General features: G+C 63.8%; 17 protein-coding genes. 12 read left to right on the plus strand and 5 right to left on the minus strand.

Going from position 1 to position 15,356, the window contains the following annotated elements; genetic code table 11:
• Nucleotides 1-110 precede the first annotated feature (110 nt).
• From FJ957_RS04370 to FJ957_RS04385, 4 genes are all read left to right on the plus strand, one after another.
• Complete coding sequence (locus FJ957_RS04370; RefSeq protein ID WP_140828885.1) at nucleotides 111-629, plus strand: Rrf2 family transcriptional regulator; 519 nt, start codon at nucleotides 111-113, stop codon at nucleotides 627-629.
• Nucleotides 630-666: 37 nt separating this feature from the next.
• A complete protein-coding gene (locus FJ957_RS04375) occupies nucleotides 667-1,125 on the plus strand; it encodes a carboxymuconolactone decarboxylase family protein (RefSeq protein ID WP_140828887.1) in 459 nt (152 codons plus the stop codon).
• 63 nt (nucleotides 1,126-1,188) lie between these two features.
• Nucleotides 1,189-1,566, plus strand: coding sequence for a DoxX family protein (locus tag FJ957_RS04380; RefSeq protein WP_140828889.1), 378 nt, complete (start codon nucleotides 1,189-1,191; stop codon nucleotides 1,564-1,566).
• A 91-nt stretch (nucleotides 1,567-1,657) separates the two neighbouring features.
• The gene (locus FJ957_RS04385; RefSeq protein ID WP_140828891.1) at nucleotides 1,658-2,152 is read left to right on the plus strand and encodes a DUF3592 domain-containing protein; all 495 of its coding nucleotides are present in this window, start codon (nucleotides 1,658-1,660) and stop codon (nucleotides 2,150-2,152) included.
• Nucleotides 2,153-2,164: 12 nt separating this feature from the next.
• Here FJ957_RS04385 and FJ957_RS04390 read toward each other — a convergent pair whose 3' ends face one another.
• Together FJ957_RS04390 and FJ957_RS04395 are read right to left on the minus strand one after the other, a co-directional pair.
• Nucleotides 2,165-2,887 carry an SDR family oxidoreductase gene (locus FJ957_RS04390; RefSeq protein ID WP_140828892.1) on the minus strand — a complete coding sequence of 241 codons (723 nt, stop codon included), beginning with the start codon at nucleotides 2,885-2,887 and terminating at the stop codon, nucleotides 2,165-2,167.
• The gene (locus tag FJ957_RS04395) at nucleotides 2,884-3,729 is read right to left on the minus strand and encodes an SDR family oxidoreductase (RefSeq protein WP_140828894.1); all 846 of its coding nucleotides are present in this window, start codon (nucleotides 3,727-3,729) and stop codon (nucleotides 2,884-2,886) included. Before FJ957_RS04395 ends, FJ957_RS04390 begins: the two co-directional genes overlap by 4 nt.
• Nucleotides 3,730-3,831: 102 nt before the next feature.
• Between FJ957_RS04395 and FJ957_RS04400 the strand changes: the two genes are divergently transcribed.
• Nucleotides 3,832-4,704 carry a helix-turn-helix transcriptional regulator gene (locus tag FJ957_RS04400; RefSeq protein ID WP_140828896.1) on the plus strand — a complete coding sequence of 291 codons (873 nt, stop codon included), beginning with the start codon at nucleotides 3,832-3,834 and terminating at the stop codon, nucleotides 4,702-4,704.
• Between the two features lie 248 nt (nucleotides 4,705-4,952).
• Here FJ957_RS04400 and FJ957_RS04405 read toward each other — a convergent pair whose 3' ends face one another.
• Nucleotides 4,953-5,582, minus strand: a complete 630-nt coding sequence (locus tag FJ957_RS04405) for a TetR family transcriptional regulator C-terminal domain-containing protein (protein ID WP_140828898.1) — start codon at nucleotides 5,580-5,582, stop codon at nucleotides 4,953-4,955.
• A 239-nt stretch (nucleotides 5,583-5,821) separates the two neighbouring features.
• Here FJ957_RS04405 and FJ957_RS04410 point away from each other — a divergent pair, with 239 nt between their 5' ends.
• Nucleotides 5,822-7,150, plus strand: coding sequence for an aspartate aminotransferase family protein (locus FJ957_RS04410; RefSeq protein WP_140647603.1), 1,329 nt, complete (start codon nucleotides 5,822-5,824; stop codon nucleotides 7,148-7,150).
• A gap of 428 nt (nucleotides 7,151-7,578) precedes the next feature.
• Here FJ957_RS04410 and FJ957_RS04415 read toward each other — a convergent pair whose 3' ends face one another.
• Complete coding sequence (locus tag FJ957_RS04415; RefSeq protein WP_140784129.1) at nucleotides 7,579-8,217, minus strand: TetR/AcrR family transcriptional regulator; 639 nt, start codon at nucleotides 8,215-8,217, stop codon at nucleotides 7,579-7,581.
• Nucleotides 8,218-8,337: 120 nt separating this feature from the next.
• Here FJ957_RS04415 and FJ957_RS04420 point away from each other — a divergent pair, with 120 nt between their 5' ends.
• The 3 genes from FJ957_RS04420 (at nucleotide 8,338) to FJ957_RS04430 (ending at nucleotide 11,584) form a co-directional block, all read left to right on the plus strand.
• Nucleotides 8,338-9,588, plus strand: a complete 1,251-nt coding sequence (locus FJ957_RS04420) for a Zn-dependent hydrolase (protein ID WP_140828900.1) — start codon at nucleotides 8,338-8,340, stop codon at nucleotides 9,586-9,588.
• Between the two features lie 164 nt (nucleotides 9,589-9,752).
• Entirely contained in the window at nucleotides 9,753-11,204 is a 1,452-nt protein-coding gene (hydA, locus tag FJ957_RS04425; RefSeq protein ID WP_140828902.1) for a dihydropyrimidinase, read from the plus strand.
• Between the two features lie 2 nt (nucleotides 11,205-11,206).
• Nucleotides 11,207-11,584, plus strand: a complete 378-nt coding sequence (locus tag FJ957_RS04430; RefSeq protein ID WP_140828904.1) for a hypothetical protein — start codon at nucleotides 11,207-11,209, stop codon at nucleotides 11,582-11,584.
• Nucleotides 11,585-11,601: 17 nt separating this feature from the next.
• On the opposite strand, the gene FJ957_RS04435 is transcribed toward FJ957_RS04430, so the two are convergent.
• Nucleotides 11,602-12,012, minus strand: coding sequence for a cupin domain-containing protein (locus tag FJ957_RS04435; RefSeq protein ID WP_181180494.1), 411 nt, complete (start codon nucleotides 12,010-12,012; stop codon nucleotides 11,602-11,604).
• 113 nt (nucleotides 12,013-12,125) lie between these two features.
• Here FJ957_RS04435 and FJ957_RS04440 point away from each other — a divergent pair, with 113 nt between their 5' ends.
• From FJ957_RS04440 to FJ957_RS04450, 3 genes are all read left to right on the plus strand, one after another.
• Entirely contained in the window at nucleotides 12,126-12,917 is a 792-nt protein-coding gene (locus FJ957_RS04440) for an ABC transporter ATP-binding protein (RefSeq protein WP_140828908.1), read from the plus strand.
• 392 nt (nucleotides 12,918-13,309) lie between these two features.
• Nucleotides 13,310-14,188, plus strand: coding sequence for an ABC transporter permease (locus FJ957_RS04445; RefSeq protein ID WP_140828910.1), 879 nt, complete (start codon nucleotides 13,310-13,312; stop codon nucleotides 14,186-14,188).
• Nucleotides 14,185-15,339: an ABC transporter permease gene (locus tag FJ957_RS04450; protein WP_140828912.1), complete on the plus strand. Its 1,155-nt coding sequence runs from the start codon at nucleotides 14,185-14,187 to the stop codon at nucleotides 15,337-15,339. The genes FJ957_RS04445 and FJ957_RS04450 overlap by 4 nt, the downstream gene beginning before the upstream one ends.
• Nucleotides 15,340-15,356 lie beyond the last annotated feature (17 nt).

Below are 15,356 nucleotides of genomic sequence, written 5' to 3' on the forward strand. Positions count from 1 at the left end.
GACGTTGTCGCTCACATTGCCGTTGTTAATTGGCGAGCAATTCTCGTTTTACCTATTGCGGATAAAAATTATCCACGATATTCTCTATCCACGAACTGGAGATCAGTACGATGAAACTCGGAGAAGGCGTTGAGGCGGCCATCCATTGCGCGGCGACGCTGGCCAGCGTCGATGGCAACAGCACCATGCCTGGCGCCGCGCTCGCCGAGTGCTTCGGGCTGTCGCCGAGCTATCTCCTGAAACATCTCAACCAGCTCACGGCGGCGCGCATCCTGGAATCGGTGCCAGGGCCGGCGGGCGGCTATCGGCTGGCGCGGGCGGCGGAACAGATCACGCTGCTCGACGTCGTGCTGGCCGTCGAGGGACGGGAGCCGGCGTTCCGCTGCGGCGAAATCCGCCAGCGTGGCCCGGTCAAGATCGATGCCTCGGCCTATGTCAAACCCTGCGGCATCAACGCCGCGATGCTCAAGGCCGAGCGCGCCTATCGGGCAGCGCTCGCCGAAGTGAAGATTTCCGACATCGTGGCGGAGTATGCGGCCGAAGGCGATCCGCGATCCTATGCCGCCAGTTGCGCTTTCGTCGAGCGCCACCGGCGGCTCCAGAAATCCGCTTCGCCGAAGCAGATTTGAACCTCTAGACCATCCCAAGCCCGAAAGGAAAAAGACGATGAAACCGAGACTGCAGTTCTTTGCCAGGGCGCCCGAGATCATGAAGGCGGTGTCGGCGCTCAACAAGGCCGTCGACGAGTGCGGATTGGAAGCGAGCCTGCTGCATCTGATCAAGCTGAGGGCCTCGCAGATCAATGGCTGCTCTTGTTGCGTTGAAATGCACAGCCGCGAGGCGCGGCGCGACGGCGAGACCGAAACGCGGCTCTATCTGGTCGCTGCCTGGAAGGAATCGCCGCTGTTTTCCGAGCGCGAACGGGCCGCCCTTGCGTGGACCGAGGCGGTGACGCTGATCGCCGACAATGGCGTGTCGGACGAGCTCTACGCCCGCACGCTCGAGCATTTCTCGGAAGAGGAACTGGTCAAGCTCTCTGTCGCGCTCGGCATGATCAACACTTGGAATCGGCTCTGCATTCCGTTCCACGCCATCCATCCGATGCCGTCGGCCAAGGCCGCCTAAGGATATCCATCGATAGCGTGGGCCTGCGACGGGCTCGCGCTTTTCATTTTCAGGATCAACGACATGTTTGCGAATTTTCAGAACGAGATTCTGGTTGCGGCGCGGCTGCTGCTGGGCGGTGCTTTCGTCTTTGCCGGCCTGCGCAACATCCAGAACAGAAAGCTGGTCGCTTCGTTGATGGCCGCGCGTGGCGTGCCGCAGGCGGCACTGGCTCTGTGGCTGGGCATCGTGCTGCAGGTCGTTGCCGGCGCGCTGGTGATCGCCGGTCTTTGGACCGCTTTGGCAGCCGCCGCGCTGATCGTCTTCCTCATCGTCGCGACGCCGATGTTCCACAATTTTTGGGACCATCAAGGGGCGGACCGCGCCTCCCGCATCAACGGTGTCGTCAGCAATGTTGGGCTGGGTGGAGGCTTCCTGGCGCTGGTCGTGAACTATCTCTGACCCAACGGCCAGCGCAATCGATGGCCGGCGTTAATCGCTCCGTCGCGATTGTCCTGTATGAAAGCCGCGGATTGGCGCGGGTGGAGCGGCGATGGAGCAGGGCTGGACAGCATTTTGGGCGCGCGTCTCGGAAGCCTTCCATCAGGCGCTGTTTCCGTTCCGGGCAATCGCCGAAGCCTTGGGCGGGCATCCGAGCGACATCCAGATCTGGTGCTTTCTCTGCGGCGCCTTCTTCCTGGTGCTCGTCGCCATACAGACCTATGGCGATGCCGTGCTCAGGCGACGCGGCGTCTTGGCCGCCGGCAGGGTCATAAGCATCGACAAGTCGAGCGACGGGCCGGATACACCGGTTATCGAATTCGCCGACCGAGAGGGCAAGATGTGGCGTTTCGACTCGAGCCTGCCGGTCTACAAGACGACCAGGACCGTCGGCGCGCCGGTCGAGGTGATCTACGATCCGCTTCACCCGAAGCGGGCACGCGAGGTGGGCCGCCGCCTGACGAAGGCGATCCACCTCCTTGTCTGGTACGCGGTCGTTATCGGGCTGATGCTGCTCGCCTTCCTGCCTGGTTTCCTTCCCAATTGATCCATTTGCCGCTCAGGCGGCGTAGCGCAGGCCGCCGTCGCAAGTCAGCACCTGGCCGGTCATGAAGCCGTTGGAGACCAGGAAGGCGATCGCCTCAGCGACGTCCTCGGCGCGGCCGATGCGGCCGACCGGTGTCTTGCCGGCATATTCGGCAAACACAGCCTGCCGCTGATCGTCCGGCAAAAAGTCCCACCAGGGCGTGTCGATGACGCCGGGCGCCACGACGTTGACGCGCAGTGGCTTCAGCTCGACAGCCAGGATTGGCCCGACGGTGAGCAGCATGCCGTTGATGGCGCCGATACCGGCGACGCCGGGCGCTGCAATCTGCGCCGAGACGGCCGAGATGAAGGTGACCGATCCGGCCTTGTTCATGGTCGGCAGGGCCGCCTGCAGACAGGACAATTGCGGCCGGATCTTTTCCTCGACGCCACTGCCGATATCGGCGAGGTCGAGCGTCGCGAACGGCCCCAATCCCTTGCCGCCGCTCGCGGCGAGGACAAGGTGATCGAACGGCCCGAGACCGTCGAAGAAATGCCGAACCTCGTCCGGCTTCGTCGCGTCGAACGCGGCTTTGCCGACGGTGCCGCCAAGGGCCTTCCACGCGCCTTTGAGCTTCTCCTCGTTGCGGCCGGTGATGGTAACTTTCATGGTGGGGCTGGCCAGCCGTTTGGCCGTGGCAAGGCCGATGCCGGATGAGCCGCCGATGATGACGCAGTGTTCGATGGTCTCGCTCATGAATGTTGTTCCTTGGATTTGGAGGATGGAAGCTCGATCAGTTCGACGCTCAAGGTCCGCAGGCGGCGGCGGGCTTTCTCGTCATAGGCCTGCGCGTCGGCGCGCGATTCCCGCTGGCCGTCGAAATAGCGGCCGCTGCGCCCTTCGAGCGCGGGCGACGTCGCGAGGTTGAGAATGGCGTCGGCGCCGGTCTCGACCGAGCTCCACGGCGTGACGCCGGCCTGCCGGACCATGGTCGTGTCCATGTAGCTAGCCGGGTGCAAGGCGTTGACGCTGACGCCGGCGCCGTCGAGCTGCTGAGCCAGGTCGACGGTGAACAGGATCTGCGCCAGCTTGCTCTGGCAGTAGGCGCGCACGCCGCTGTAGCCATGCGTCAGCATCACGTCGTCGAAATCGATCGCATGCTGGCCGGCCGAGGCGACATTGACGATGCGCGCCGGCGCGCTTGCCTTGATGAGCGGCAGGAGTTCCGAGGTCAGCAGGAAACCGGCGAGATAGTTGACGGCGAAGCGCAGTTCATAGCCGTCGGCGCTGACCTGCCGCTTCGCGCCCTGGCCGCCGGTGCCGACGCCGGCATTGTTGATCAAGACGTCGATCCGGTCGGTCTTTGTTCGCACCGCTTCGGCGAGGCGGTGCACCTCGGCAAGCGAAGCGAGGTCGGCTGCGAGAAATTCGGCTTTGCCGCCTTTTGCCTCTATGGCGGCCGCGGTCGCCTTGCCGCGGCCTTCGTCGCGGCCGTGCACCAGCACGCGCGCGCCGGCCGCGCCGAGCCGCTCGGCGACCACGTGGCCGACGCCGTCGGTCGAGCCGGTGACGAGAATGGTCTTGCCCTTGAGTTCCATGTCAGAGCCTCCTTGTGCTGCTCTGAACGCAAAGATGGGACACGGCGCGTATCTCAAACAGTTCAAACTTTATCCTGGTATCGGTACTGCTATAATAGGTGCATGGATGCCATCGCCCATTCTCCCGAAGACCATCGCCGGCGCGAGCTCGGCGCCTTCCTGCGTTCCCGCCGCGAGCGGCTTTCGCCCTCGGAGACCGGCATCGCTGCCGGTCAGCGGCGGCGCACGCCCGGGCTGAGGCGCGAGGAAGTGGCGATGATCGCCGGGGTCGGCACGACCTGGTACACGTGGCTTGAGCAGGGCAGGGACGTGCGTCCTTCGGTCGAGGTGCTGTCGGCGCTCTGCCAGGCATTGCGGCTCGACGGCGCCGAGCAGCGGCATTTGTTCACGCTCGCCGGCCGCCAGCAGCCGGAGCAGCGGCGCATCGTTGCGGGGAAGGTCGAGGGGCCCCTGCTGCACATGCTGCAGAGCCTGGTCCTGCAGCCCGCCTATGTCGTTGGCCCGCGCTGGGACGTGTTGGCATGGAATGACGCGGCCGTCGCCATCTTCGGCGACTACGGCCTGCTGGAGGGCAACGCCCGCAACATCATCCACGGGGTCTTCACCGATCCGCACCGGCGGCATCTGCTGGTGGACTGGGAACAGCTGGCGCGCGCGACCCTTGCCGCGTTCCGCGCCGAGAGCGCGAAATACACCGGCGATCCGGACTTCGAGCGGCTGATCGCGCTGATGATGCGCTCAAGTCCCGAATTCCGCGAGTGGTGGCCGCAACGCGATGTGGTGCACCGGCTCTCCGGCCTGAAGCATCTGCGCCATCCGATCGCCGGCGCCATGACGTTCGAGCATATGAGCCTGTCGATCGACGACGGCTCGGACATGCGATTGATCGTCTACACGCCGCTTGCCGAGCAGAACTCGGTTGTGAAGCTGCAGAAGCTGCTTGAGGGGCTTCCGGGCGAACGGCGCAGCGCGTGAGGTTCGCTGACGGCACGTCTCGGCTTCGTCATCCACGGGCGCAGCGGGAGCGAAGCGGACGCGGAGACCCGAGGATCCATTCCGTTACTTTTGCGATGGAGTGCAGCGGTGCAGAATTCTGCACCGTAGCGGCGCTCCGAGGTCACGGAATGGATCCTCGGGTCTGCGTCGCTTCGCTCCTTGCTCCGCCCGTGGATGACGAAGTGTTGGACGCTTCGGCTAATCTCCATGGGTCGGCAGGTCGTTCGCTAGCCCTTCGGCTTCAGCCCATCCAGGAACAGCTGCTCCAGGAAGCGCGCGGCGTCCTCGAAGCGCCCGTCGCCGCCGCGATCGACGCCGAGCACGGCGCGGACCTGGACGTCGAAATCGGCATAGTGCTGCGTCGTCGCCCAGATCGAGAAGATCAGGTGCCAAGGATCGGTGCGGGCGATCTTGCCGGCGCGCATCCAGCCCTTGATGACGGTGGCCTTCTCGTCGACCAGGGTCTTCAGCTCTCCCTCCAGCATCGGCTTGATGCGCGGCGCACCCTGCAGGATCTCGTTGGCGAAAAGCCGGCTTTCGCGCGGGAAGTCGCGCGCCATCTCGAGCTTCCTGCGGATGTAGCTTCTGAGCTCCGTCAGCGGGTCGCCGATGTCGTCGAGCTCGCGCAAAGGCGCCAGCCAGGTGTCGAGCAGGCGCTGCATCAACGTCTCGTGAATGTCTTCCTTGCGGCGGAAGTAATAGAGAAGGTTCGGCTTCGACATGCCGGCGGCTTCGGCGATCTGGTCGATGGTCGAGCCGCGAAAACCGTTGGCGGAGAAGACTTCGAGCGCGGCTTCCAGGATGAGCTCGCGCTTTTCCTGCTGGATGCGGGTGCGGCGGGGAGCGGAGCTTTCCATCGTGTCCGTCATCCTTGCAGGCCGTCTTCGCGTGGGCTCTCTGGACCAATTGTCTGGACCAGTTTTTCCCTGGGCTGTGGAGCGCGATTTCGATGCCGCATTTCCGCTAGTAATCCCTTGACCGCCGACAGGCGGCACTAACGTTTGTCCAACCGGTCAAAATTTTGCGTAGCACGAAAACGCAGCAAAGACCAAGCGTTGGCCGCACCGAAACACGCTTACAAGGGGAAGTCTTGGTCATGTCCAACCGGCTGAAAGTCACGCCGAACGATCTCAGCGCATTCTGGATGCCGTTCACGGCAAACCGGCAGTTCAAGCAGGCGCCGCGCATGTTCGTGTCCGCCAAGGACATGCACTACACGACCAGCGACGGCCGCAAGGTGCTGGACGGCACCGCGGGCCTGTGGTGCGTGAACGCCGGCCACTGCCGGCCGAAGATCACCGAGGCTATCCAGAGCCAGGCCGCCGAGCTCGACTATGCGCCGGCCTTCCAGATGGGCCACCCGATCGTGTTCGAACTGGCGAACCGCCTGGTCGACATCGCGCCCAAGGGCATGGACCATGTCTTCTTCACCAACTCCGGTTCGGAATCGGTCGAGACCGCGCTCAAGATGGCGATCGCCTATCACCGGGTCAGGGGCGAGGGCTCGCGCACCCGCCTCATCGGCCGCGAGCGCGGCTATCACGGCGTCAATTTCGGCGGCATTTCGGTCGGCGGCATCGTCTCCAACCGCAAGATGTTCGGCACGCTGCTCGGCGGCGTCGACCATCTGCCGCACACGCACCTGCCGGAGAAGAACGCCTTTTCGAAAGGCGTGCCGGAACATGGCGCGGAGCTCGCCAACGAGCTTGAGCGTCTCGTCACCCTGCATGACGCCTCGACCATCGCCGCCGTCATCGTCGAGCCGGTCGCCGGCTCCACCGGCGTCATCCTGCCGCCGAAGGGCTATCTGCAGAAACTTCGGGAAATCTGCACGAAGCACGGCATATTGTTGATTTTCGATGAAGTGATCACCGGCTTCGGCCGTCTCGGCGCGCCGTTCGCGGCCGACTATTTCGGCGTCACGCCGGATATCATGACCACCGCCAAGGGCGTGTCGAACGGCGTCATCCCGATGGGCGCGGTCTTCGTCAAGAAGGAGATCCACGACGCCTTCATGACCGGCCCGGAGCACATGATCGAGTTCTTCCACGGCTACACCTATTCGGGCAATCCGATCGCCTGTGCCGCGGCGCTCGGCACGCTGGACACCTACAAGGAAGAGGGCCTGCTGACGCGCGGCGAGGAACTTGCGCCTTACTGGGAAGATGCACTGCATTCGCTGAAAGGCGAGCCGCATGTCATCGACATCCGCAACATCGGCCTGATCGGCGCGATCGAGCTGGCGCCGATCGCCGGCAGCCCGACCAAGCGGGCGTTCTCGGCTTTCGTGAAGGCGTTCGAGCGCGGCGCGCTGATCCGCACCACCGGCGACATCATCGCGCTGTCGCCGCCGCTGATCATCACCAAGGGCCAGATCAACGAACTCATCGACCATGTTCGCGATGTGCTGAGGTCGATCGACTAGGAAGCTCGGGAATGGCCTCTGCGAAGCGCGAAGCAGCTTTGGAAAAGGAAAGGCAGTCTCTTGAGGCTGCCTGTTCCGCTGCCTTGCTGGTTGCGCTTCGCGATTGCGCGGATGGCAGATGGGGGCTGTTCGGCCAGAACGAAGGAACGCTTCCCGCCCCCTGGAAAGCCGGTATTTGCCGGAAAGTGCAAAGCGACTCGCCGCGATAGGCGACGAGCTTGTCGTGGTCCGGGAAGAAATGGGTTTTGTCGACCTGTTTGCGCCCATGCGGCGACTGGCTGAACTGAGGGCGGAACGCGGGCCTAATCGGCCAGGGGAGCCGCGGCTGGCGCAAATGTTCCTCGATGAATTGAAGCCCTAGCACGAGCTTGCAAAGCACGCAGGCAGGTGGCACCGACCTGATCGTTTGCTGTTGCGATGGCAGTCAATCAGGCCGGTTGCGCGCCGATGCCTGTCAGGATCACCCGCTTGATGTTTTCCTTGGCTTCCCGCCATTGCCGGTCGGAGAGCGACTTGCCGCCGTTCAGTGTCTCGATCTGGTGGCCGAAATCGGCGTAGTGCTGGGTCGTGGCCCAGAGCATGTAGAGCAGATGACGCGGGTCCACCGGGTCCATCTTGCCCTCTTCGATCCAGCGCCCGATGATCTCGACGCGGCCGTCGGTCCATTCGCGCAAAGTCGATTCCATATAGTCCTGAAGCACCGGCGCGCCGTGCATCACTTCCGAGGCCCAGACCTTCGACCCGTCCGGGTGGCGGCGCGATATTTCCATCTTGGCGTCGATATAGGCGCTGATGCCGTCAACCGGGCCGCGCGCGGCGTCGAAGCAATTGGCCGCCTGCAGCCAGATCTCGAAAATATTCTGGACGACGGACCGGTAGAGCTCCTCCTTGGTGGCGAAATAATAGTGGAGATTTGCCTTTGGCAGCCCCGCCAGATCGGCGATCAGCTGCATCGTGGCGCCGCCGAACCCTGCCTCCGCGAACACCTTTTCAGCGGCGAGCAGGATGGCTTTTTCATTCTCCCGCCTTATATCCTGTCTCCGCATGGGACGGGTGGGCTCGGTCATGTCTCCCCCAAGATTCTCGTTGACCGCTTGGTCAGCTTGTGTAGTCTGAAAGCTGACCATACGGTCAGGATGCAAACCACTCAAGGGGCGACAAGACCCCTGGTGAAAATGGGAACGCAAATGGCCGCACCCGGCGAAAATCTGCGAATCAATTCAGACCGTTTATGGGATTCCATCATGGAGATGGCGAAGATCGGCCCCGGCATTGCCGGCGGCAACAATCGCCAGACCGTGACCGACGAGGACGGCGAGGGCCGCCATCTTTTCAAGCGCTGGTGCGATGCCGCCGGGCTCGAAATGGGCGTCGACGAGATGGGCACCATGTTTGCCCGCCGCGAGGGCACCGATCCCAGCCTGCCGCCGGTCTATGTCGGCAGCCATCTCGACACGCAGCCGACCGGCGGCAAATATGACGGCGTGCTCGGCGTTCTGGGCGGGCTGGAGGTCGTGCGTTCGCTCAACGATCTCGGCATCAAGACGAAACATCCGATCGTCGTCACCAACTGGACGAACGAGGAAGGCGCGCGCTTCGCGCCGGCGATGATGGCGTCCGGCGTGTTCGCTGGCGTACTCGACCAGGCCGACGTCTACGAGCACACCGACAAGAACGGCAAGAAGTTCGGCGAAGAGCTCGAGCGCATCGGCTGGAAGGGCAGCGAGAAGGTCGGCGACCGAAAGATCCATGCCTTCTTCGAGCTGCATATCGAGCAGGGGCCGATCCTCGAGGACGAAGGCATCGACATTGGTGTCGTCACCCATGGGCAGGGCCTCAAATGGCTGCAGGTGACGCTGACCGGCAAGGAAGCGCATACCGGCTCGACGCCGATGCCGAAGCGCCGCAATGCCGGGCTCGGCATGGCGCGCGTCATCGAGTTGGTGCATGAGATCGCCATGGACTACCAGCCCGACGCCGTCGGCGCGGTCGGCCATATGGAAGTCTATCCGAACTCGCGCAACATCATTGCCGGCCGCACGGTCTTCACCATCGACATCCGCTCGCCCGAGAAGGAGGTACTCGACGCCATGGATGGCCGGATCCGTGAAGGCATCGACACGATCTGCGACGCGCTCGACATCAAATACAAAATCGAGCAGGTCGGCCATTTCGATCCGGTCACCTTCGACAAGAACTGCGTCAAGGCGATCCGCGACGCCGCCGAGCGGCTGGGTTACTCGCATCGCAACATCGTCTCCGGCGCCGGCCACGACGCCTGCTGGATCAACCGCGTCGCGCCGACCGCGATGGTGATGTGCCCCTGCGTCGACGGGCTCAGCCACAACGAGGCCGAGGAGATCACCCGGGAATGGGCGGCCGCCGGCGCCGATGTGCTGTTCCACGCGGTTGTCGAAACGGCGGGAATCGTCGAATGACCGACTAGAGCAATCGCCGTTTCACGGAAACGCCGACTGCTCTATCTCTTTGTTTTAACGCAATTTCGGACGGAAAACCGCTTCACACTTTTCCTGAAATTGCTCTGGACCAATCACCTCGCAACACCGCTCGCAAAGAAGCGCGAAAGAACAGGGGAACAGATATGACCAAAGTCATCCGGAACGGCACCGTCGTCACCGCCGACCGCACGTGGAAGGCCGACGTGCTGATGCAGCACGGCAAGATCGTCGCCATCGGCTCGAACCTGCATGGCGATCATGAGTTCGATGCGACCGGCTGCTATGTCATGCCGGGCGGCATCGATCCGCATACGCATCTCGAAATGCCGTTCATGGGCACCTATTCGGCCGACGATTTCGAATCCGGCACGCGCGCGGCTCTTTCCGGCGGCACGACGATGGTGGTCGATTTCTGCCTGCCGGCGCCGCAGCAGTCGCTGCTGGAGGCGCTGCAGATGTGGGACAACAAGACCTCCAAGGCATCGTGCGACTATTCCTTCCACATGGCGATCACCTGGTGGGGCAAGCAGGTGTTCGACGAGATGGCTCAAGTTGTCGACCGTGGCATCACCTCGTTCAAGCACTTCATGGCCTATAAGGGCGCGCTGATGGTCGACGACGACGAGATGTATGCGTCGTTCCAGCGCTGCGCCGATCTCGGCGCGCTGCCGCTGGTCCATGCCGAGAATGGCGATGTGGTCGCCGCACTCTCGCAAAAGCTGCTCGCCGCCGGCAACAACGGCCCCGAGGGCCATGCCTATTCGCGTCCGCCGGAAGTGGAAGGCGAGGCGACAAATCGCGCCATCATGATCGCCGACATGGCGGGTGTGCCGCTCTATGTCGTGCATGTCTCGTGCGAGCAGAGCCACGAGGCTATCCGCCGCGCGCGCCAGAAGGGCATGCGGGTGTTCGGCGAGCCGCTGATCCAGCACCTGACGCTCGACGAGAGCGAATATTTCGACAAGGATTGGGATCATGCGGCGCGCCGCGTGATGAGCCCGCCCTTCCGCAACAAGCTGCATCAGGATTCGCTGTGGGCCGGCCTGCAGGCCGGATCGCTGCAAGTGGTGGCGACCGATCACTGCGCCTTCACCACCAAACAGAAGCGCAACGGCGTCGGCGACTTCACCAAGATCCCGAACGGCACCGGCGGGCTCGAGGACCGCTTGCCGGTTCTGTGGACGAGAGGCGTCAACACCGGGCGGCTGACGATGAACGAGTTCGTCGCCGTGACCTCGACCAACATCGCCAAGATCCTCAACATGTATCCGAAGAAGGGCGCGATCGTCGAAGGCGCCGATGCCGACATCGTGGTCTGGGATCCGAAGCGCAAGAAGACGATCTCGGCCAAGAAGCAGCAGTCGGTGATCGACTACAATGTCTTCGAAGGCGTCGAGGTGACGGGCCTGCCGCGCTTCGTCTTCTCGCGCGGCGAACTGTCGATCGAGGAGGCGGACATCAAGGCCAGGGCCGGCCATGGCGAGTTCGTCGCCCGCGAGCCGAACGCCGCGGTCAACCGGGCGCTGTCGACCTGGAAGGAGATTTCCGCGCCGCGCAAGGTGGAGCGAACCGGCATTCCGGCCACCGGGGTCTGACCATGCGGGCTCCTTACCTGCTCCTGGCGGTCGCCGCGATGCTGGACGCTGGCCATGCCCAGGCGGCGGGCATAGACCTGACCAAGCCTTATGGCGACAAATATGGCTGCATCAACCGGAACGGCCAGGCGGTCGCCGCCGACAAGATGCTGCTTTTGACCGACAAGGAACTGATCACGGCGGCCAGCGCCTGCACCTTCAGCGACAGCCAGGCGCAGGCCGATGGATCGCTGGTGATGACGGCAAAATGCGAGGCGGAAGGCGAAGAGGGGCAGGCGCCGACCAAGTTCACCATCAAGCGCAGCGCGAAGAACGCGAAGAAGCTGGTGGTGGCCGATGAAGACGGCAATGTGATGGGCGAAGTCTCCCGGTGCAAGTAACGGCGGTCCCACCAGCCTCAGGCGACCAGAGCATCCAGTTCCGGCAGCAGGACGACGCTCTCCTGCTCGTTGGGATCGGTGCGGGCAATGACGGCCGAGGACGGGGCGTTGCTCAGATTGGCCGGCAGATGCGGCACGCCCGCCGGAATGTAGAAGAGGTCGCCGGCCTTGACGACGATATGATGCTCGAGCCGGTCGCCGTACCATGTGTGGACTTCGCCGGAGAGCACGTAGATGGCCGTCTCGTGGCTTTCATGCATATGCGCCTTGGCGCGGGCGCCGGGCGGCATGGCGAGAAGATGCATGCAGATGCCGGACGAGCCGACGGTTTCGGCGGCGATGCCGGCGAAATAGCTCAGCCCCTGCTTGCCCTGATAGGTGCTTTCGGGGCGAACGAGATGACAAGTGGGTTTAGGCGACATCGGCAAGGCTCCGGGCGGCGTCGATCGGGTGGGACAGGACGAGTGGAAAGCAACGCTATCATAAAATCAACCGGATTGCGGACAGCGCGGCAGCGGCTGCGAGAGGCAGGCTGCAGCCAATGACCGAACAGCCGCCAGCCGTCGTTTCGGCAAGCAAGCTCGGCCTCACCTTCCAGACCAATGACGGTCCGGTGCAGGCGCTCTCCAATGTCGATCTGACCATCCGCAAAGGCGAATTCGTCTCCTTCATCGGCCCGTCCGGCTGCGGCAAGACCACCTTGCTGCGCGTCATCGCCGACCTGGAGAAGGCGACCGCCGGGGCGATCTCCGTCAACGGCATGACGCCGGAGCAGGCGCGCGAGAAACGCGCCTATGGCTATGTCTTCCAGGCGGCGGCCCTGTTCCCGTGGCGCACCATCGAGCGCAACGTGGCGCTGCCGTTGGAGATCATCGGCCTCAGCCAGGTCGAGCAGACCGAGCGCATCAAGCGCACGATGGAGTTGGTCAACCTTTCCGGCTTCGAGAAGAAATACCCTTGGCAGCTTTCCGGCGGCATGCAGCAGCGCGCCTCGATCGCACGCGCGCTCGCCTTCGATGCCGACCTGCTTTTGATGGACGAGCCGTTCGGCGCGCTGGACGAGATCGTGCGCGACCATCTGAACGAACAGCTTCTGGAACTATGGGAGCGCACCAACAAGACGATCTGCTTCGTCACCCATTCGATCCCCGAGGCTGTGTATCTCTCGACGCGCATCGTCGTGATGTCGCCGCGGCCCGGCCGCGTCACCGACGTCATCGAATCGACGCTGCCGAGGAAGCGGCCGCTCGACATTCGCGAGACGCCGGAATTTCTGTCGATCGCGGCGCGCGTGCGCGACGGCTTGAGGGCTGGGCACAGCTATGATGATTGAGGGGGACGAGTTTCCTCCTCTCCCTACCGGGGAGAGGGTGGCCGGAGCGAAGCGGAGGTCGGGTGAGGGGGCGCGCAACCGCGCCTTCGTCATCCTAGGGCGGAGCAGGCACGCCACCGCGCATGTCAAGGAAGCCGGCCATCGCGATTTCGTCATCCTAGGGCGTAGCGACGCGAGGCGGAGCGCAGACCCTAGGATCCATTCCGTGATGCTGGTCGAAGGGTCAAAACGATGCAGAATGGCCGCTAAACGCCGCAGGGCGAAAGGTGCCTTGTTCCGCACCGTTGCGGAGCGGAGGGGTAACGGCATGGATCCTAGGGTCTGCGCCGCGTCGCTTCGCTCCTTGCTCCGCCCTAGGATGACGAAGGCGTGTGGCCCGCGAGGCGTCGTGAATGGATAGCTTCCGTTCGAAAATCATCCCCGTCACCACCATCCTCGCCGGCGTGGTGGTGCTTTGGTATGTCTTTGCCGTCATCCTCAACGCGCCGTTCCAGCGCGACCTCGACCGCCGAGCCAAGGAGACGCCCGGCACCGTCGAGTTCATCGGCAAGACGCTTTCGCAGCCGAAGCCGACGTTGCCGGCGCCGCACCAGGTGGCGGTGAACTTCTTCGAGAACACCTTCCTGCGGTCCGTCACCTCGAACCGCAGCCTGGTCTACAACGCCTGGGTGACGCTGTCCTCGACGCTGCTCGGCTTTGCCTTCGGCACGGCGCTCGGCATCGTCATTGCGGTCGGCATCGTGCATGTGGCGACGCTCGACCGCAGCCTGATGCCCTGGATCATCGCGTCGCAGACCATTCCGATCCTGGCGGTGGCGCCGATGATCATCGTGGTGCTGGCGGCGATCGGCATCACAGGCCTGATCCCCAAGGCGCTGATCTCGACCTACCTGTCGTTCTTCCCGGTGGCCGTCGGCATGGTGAAGGGCCTGCGCTCCCCCGAGCTCATGCATCTCGATCTTATGCATACCTATAACGCCAGCGCCTCGCAGACATTCTGGAAGCTCAGGGTGCCGGCCTCGGTGCCGTTCCTGTTCACCTCGATGAAGGTGGCGGTGGCGGCAAGCCTTGTCGGGGCCATCGTCGGCGAGCTGCCGACCGGAGCGGTCGCCGGTATCGGCGCGAAGCTGCTCGCCGGCGCCTATTACAGCCAGACCATCGATATCTGGTCGGCCCTGGTTGCGGGCTCGATCGTCGCGGCGCTGCTGGTGATGGTCGTCGGCATTGCCGGCCGCCTCGTCGACCGCGCCATGGGCGGGAGGCCGGCATGAGCTGGTTGAAACCGTCCTGGCAACCGGTGCTGGCGATTGCGCTGTGCCTCATCGCCTTCGCGCTCGGCGCAATGTCGAAGCCGGAAGCCGCCGCGCTGGCGGAGCCGGCCGCAACGCTGGCCTATCCCTATATGGGCGCGAAGGGTTTGATCATCGGGCTGTTGCTCATCGCGGCACTGGTCTCGATAGTGCGGCTCACGCCGATCGTTGAGGCTATTCTGCTGTTCGTCGGCGCCCATGCCGCAGCCTGGCTTTTGATCAAGGGCATAGCCGGTTTCGAAGGCACGGCGCTGGCGCCGTATTTCCTGCTGCTTGCCGCCGCCTGGCTGCTTGCCTGGCGCTGTGTCGCCTTGCTGTCGTCACTACGCCCCGCGCAGGGCTGGGCGAAGACTGCGCTGCGCCTGGTCATCCCGGCGATCTTCGGCGCCTGGATTCTGATCATCTGGGAAGCGGTGACGCGCGGCGCCGGCATCCCCTTCATCCTCCTGCCGCCGCCGAGCGCCATCGGCGCGCGTATCGCCAACTCGCTGCCGGTCCTGGGGTCGGACGTGCGCCAGACGATCTTCAAGGCGGTGCTGATCGGCTACATCGTCGGCAATCTCGCCGGCTTTATCGTCGCCATCCTCGCCGACCGCGTGCCGTTCCTGCGGCGCGGCCTGCTGCCGATCGGCAATATGGTTTCGGCGCTGCCGATCATCGGCGTCGCGCCGATCATGGTCATGTGGTTCGGCTTCGACTGGCCGTCCAAGGCCGCGGTCGTCATCATCATGACCTTCTTCCCGATGCTGGTGAACACGGTCGCCGGGCTGGCCGCATCCGGGCATATGGAACGCGACCTCATGAGCACTTATGCATCGGGCTATTGGCCGACCTTGCTCAAGCTCAGGCTGCCGGCCGCAATGCCGTTCATCTTCAATGCGCTGAAGATCAACTCGACGCTGGCGCTGATCGGCGCCATCGTCGCTGAGTTCTTCGGTACGCCCGTGGTCGGCATGGGATTCCGCATCTCTACGGAAGTCGGGCGGATGAACATCGACATGGTGTGGGCCGAAATCGCAGTTGCAGCACTTGCGGGTTCGGTCTTTTATGGCGTGGTCGCTCTCATCGAGAGAGCCGTCACGTTTTGGCATCCCTCTGTCCGAGGTGGATAGGGGCGGTGGGTTTGGGT

Source organism: Mesorhizobium sp. B2-4-6, assembly GCF_006442775.1.
In the GTDB taxonomy this organism is placed as follows: Bacteria; Pseudomonadota; Alphaproteobacteria; order Rhizobiales; family Rhizobiaceae; genus Mesorhizobium.

Bases quoted from the DNA above. Each gene is read 5' to 3' on its own strand.
- FJ957_RS04370 (WP_140828885.1), top strand. From the start codon at position 111: ATGAAACTCGGAGAAGGCGTTGAGGCGGCCATCCATTGCGCGGCGACG.
- FJ957_RS04375 (WP_140828887.1), top strand. From the start codon at position 667: ATGAAACCGAGACTGCAGTTCTTTGCCAGGGCGCCCGAGATCATGAAG.
- FJ957_RS04380 (WP_140828889.1), top strand. From the start codon at position 1,189: ATGTTTGCGAATTTTCAGAACGAGATTCTGGTTGCGGCGCGGCTGCTG.
- FJ957_RS04385 (WP_140828891.1), top strand. From the start codon at position 1,658: ATGGAGCAGGGCTGGACAGCATTTTGGGCGCGCGTCTCGGAAGCCTTC.
- FJ957_RS04390 (WP_140828892.1), bottom strand. From the start codon at position 2,887: ATGAGCGAGACCATCGAACACTGCGTCATCATCGGCGGCTCATCCGGC.
- FJ957_RS04395 (WP_140828894.1), bottom strand. From the start codon at position 3,729: ATGGAACTCAAGGGCAAGACCATTCTCGTCACCGGCTCGACCGACGGC.
- FJ957_RS04400 (WP_140828896.1), top strand. From the start codon at position 3,832: ATGGATGCCATCGCCCATTCTCCCGAAGACCATCGCCGGCGCGAGCTC.
- FJ957_RS04405 (WP_140828898.1), bottom strand. From the start codon at position 5,582: ATGGAAAGCTCCGCTCCCCGCCGCACCCGCATCCAGCAGGAAAAGCGC.
- FJ957_RS04410 (WP_140647603.1), top strand. From the start codon at position 5,822: ATGTCCAACCGGCTGAAAGTCACGCCGAACGATCTCAGCGCATTCTGG.
- FJ957_RS04415 (WP_140784129.1), bottom strand. From the start codon at position 8,217: ATGACCGAGCCCACCCGTCCCATGCGGAGACAGGATATAAGGCGGGAG.
- FJ957_RS04420 (WP_140828900.1), top strand. From the start codon at position 8,338: ATGGCCGCACCCGGCGAAAATCTGCGAATCAATTCAGACCGTTTATGG.
- hydA (WP_140828902.1), top strand. From the start codon at position 9,753: ATGACCAAAGTCATCCGGAACGGCACCGTCGTCACCGCCGACCGCACG.
- FJ957_RS04430 (WP_140828904.1), top strand. From the start codon at position 11,207: ATGCGGGCTCCTTACCTGCTCCTGGCGGTCGCCGCGATGCTGGACGCT.
- FJ957_RS04440 (WP_140828908.1), top strand. From the start codon at position 12,126: ATGACCGAACAGCCGCCAGCCGTCGTTTCGGCAAGCAAGCTCGGCCTC.
- FJ957_RS04445 (WP_140828910.1), top strand. From the start codon at position 13,310: ATGGATAGCTTCCGTTCGAAAATCATCCCCGTCACCACCATCCTCGCC.
- FJ957_RS04450 (WP_140828912.1), top strand. From the start codon at position 14,185: ATGAGCTGGTTGAAACCGTCCTGGCAACCGGTGCTGGCGATTGCGCTG.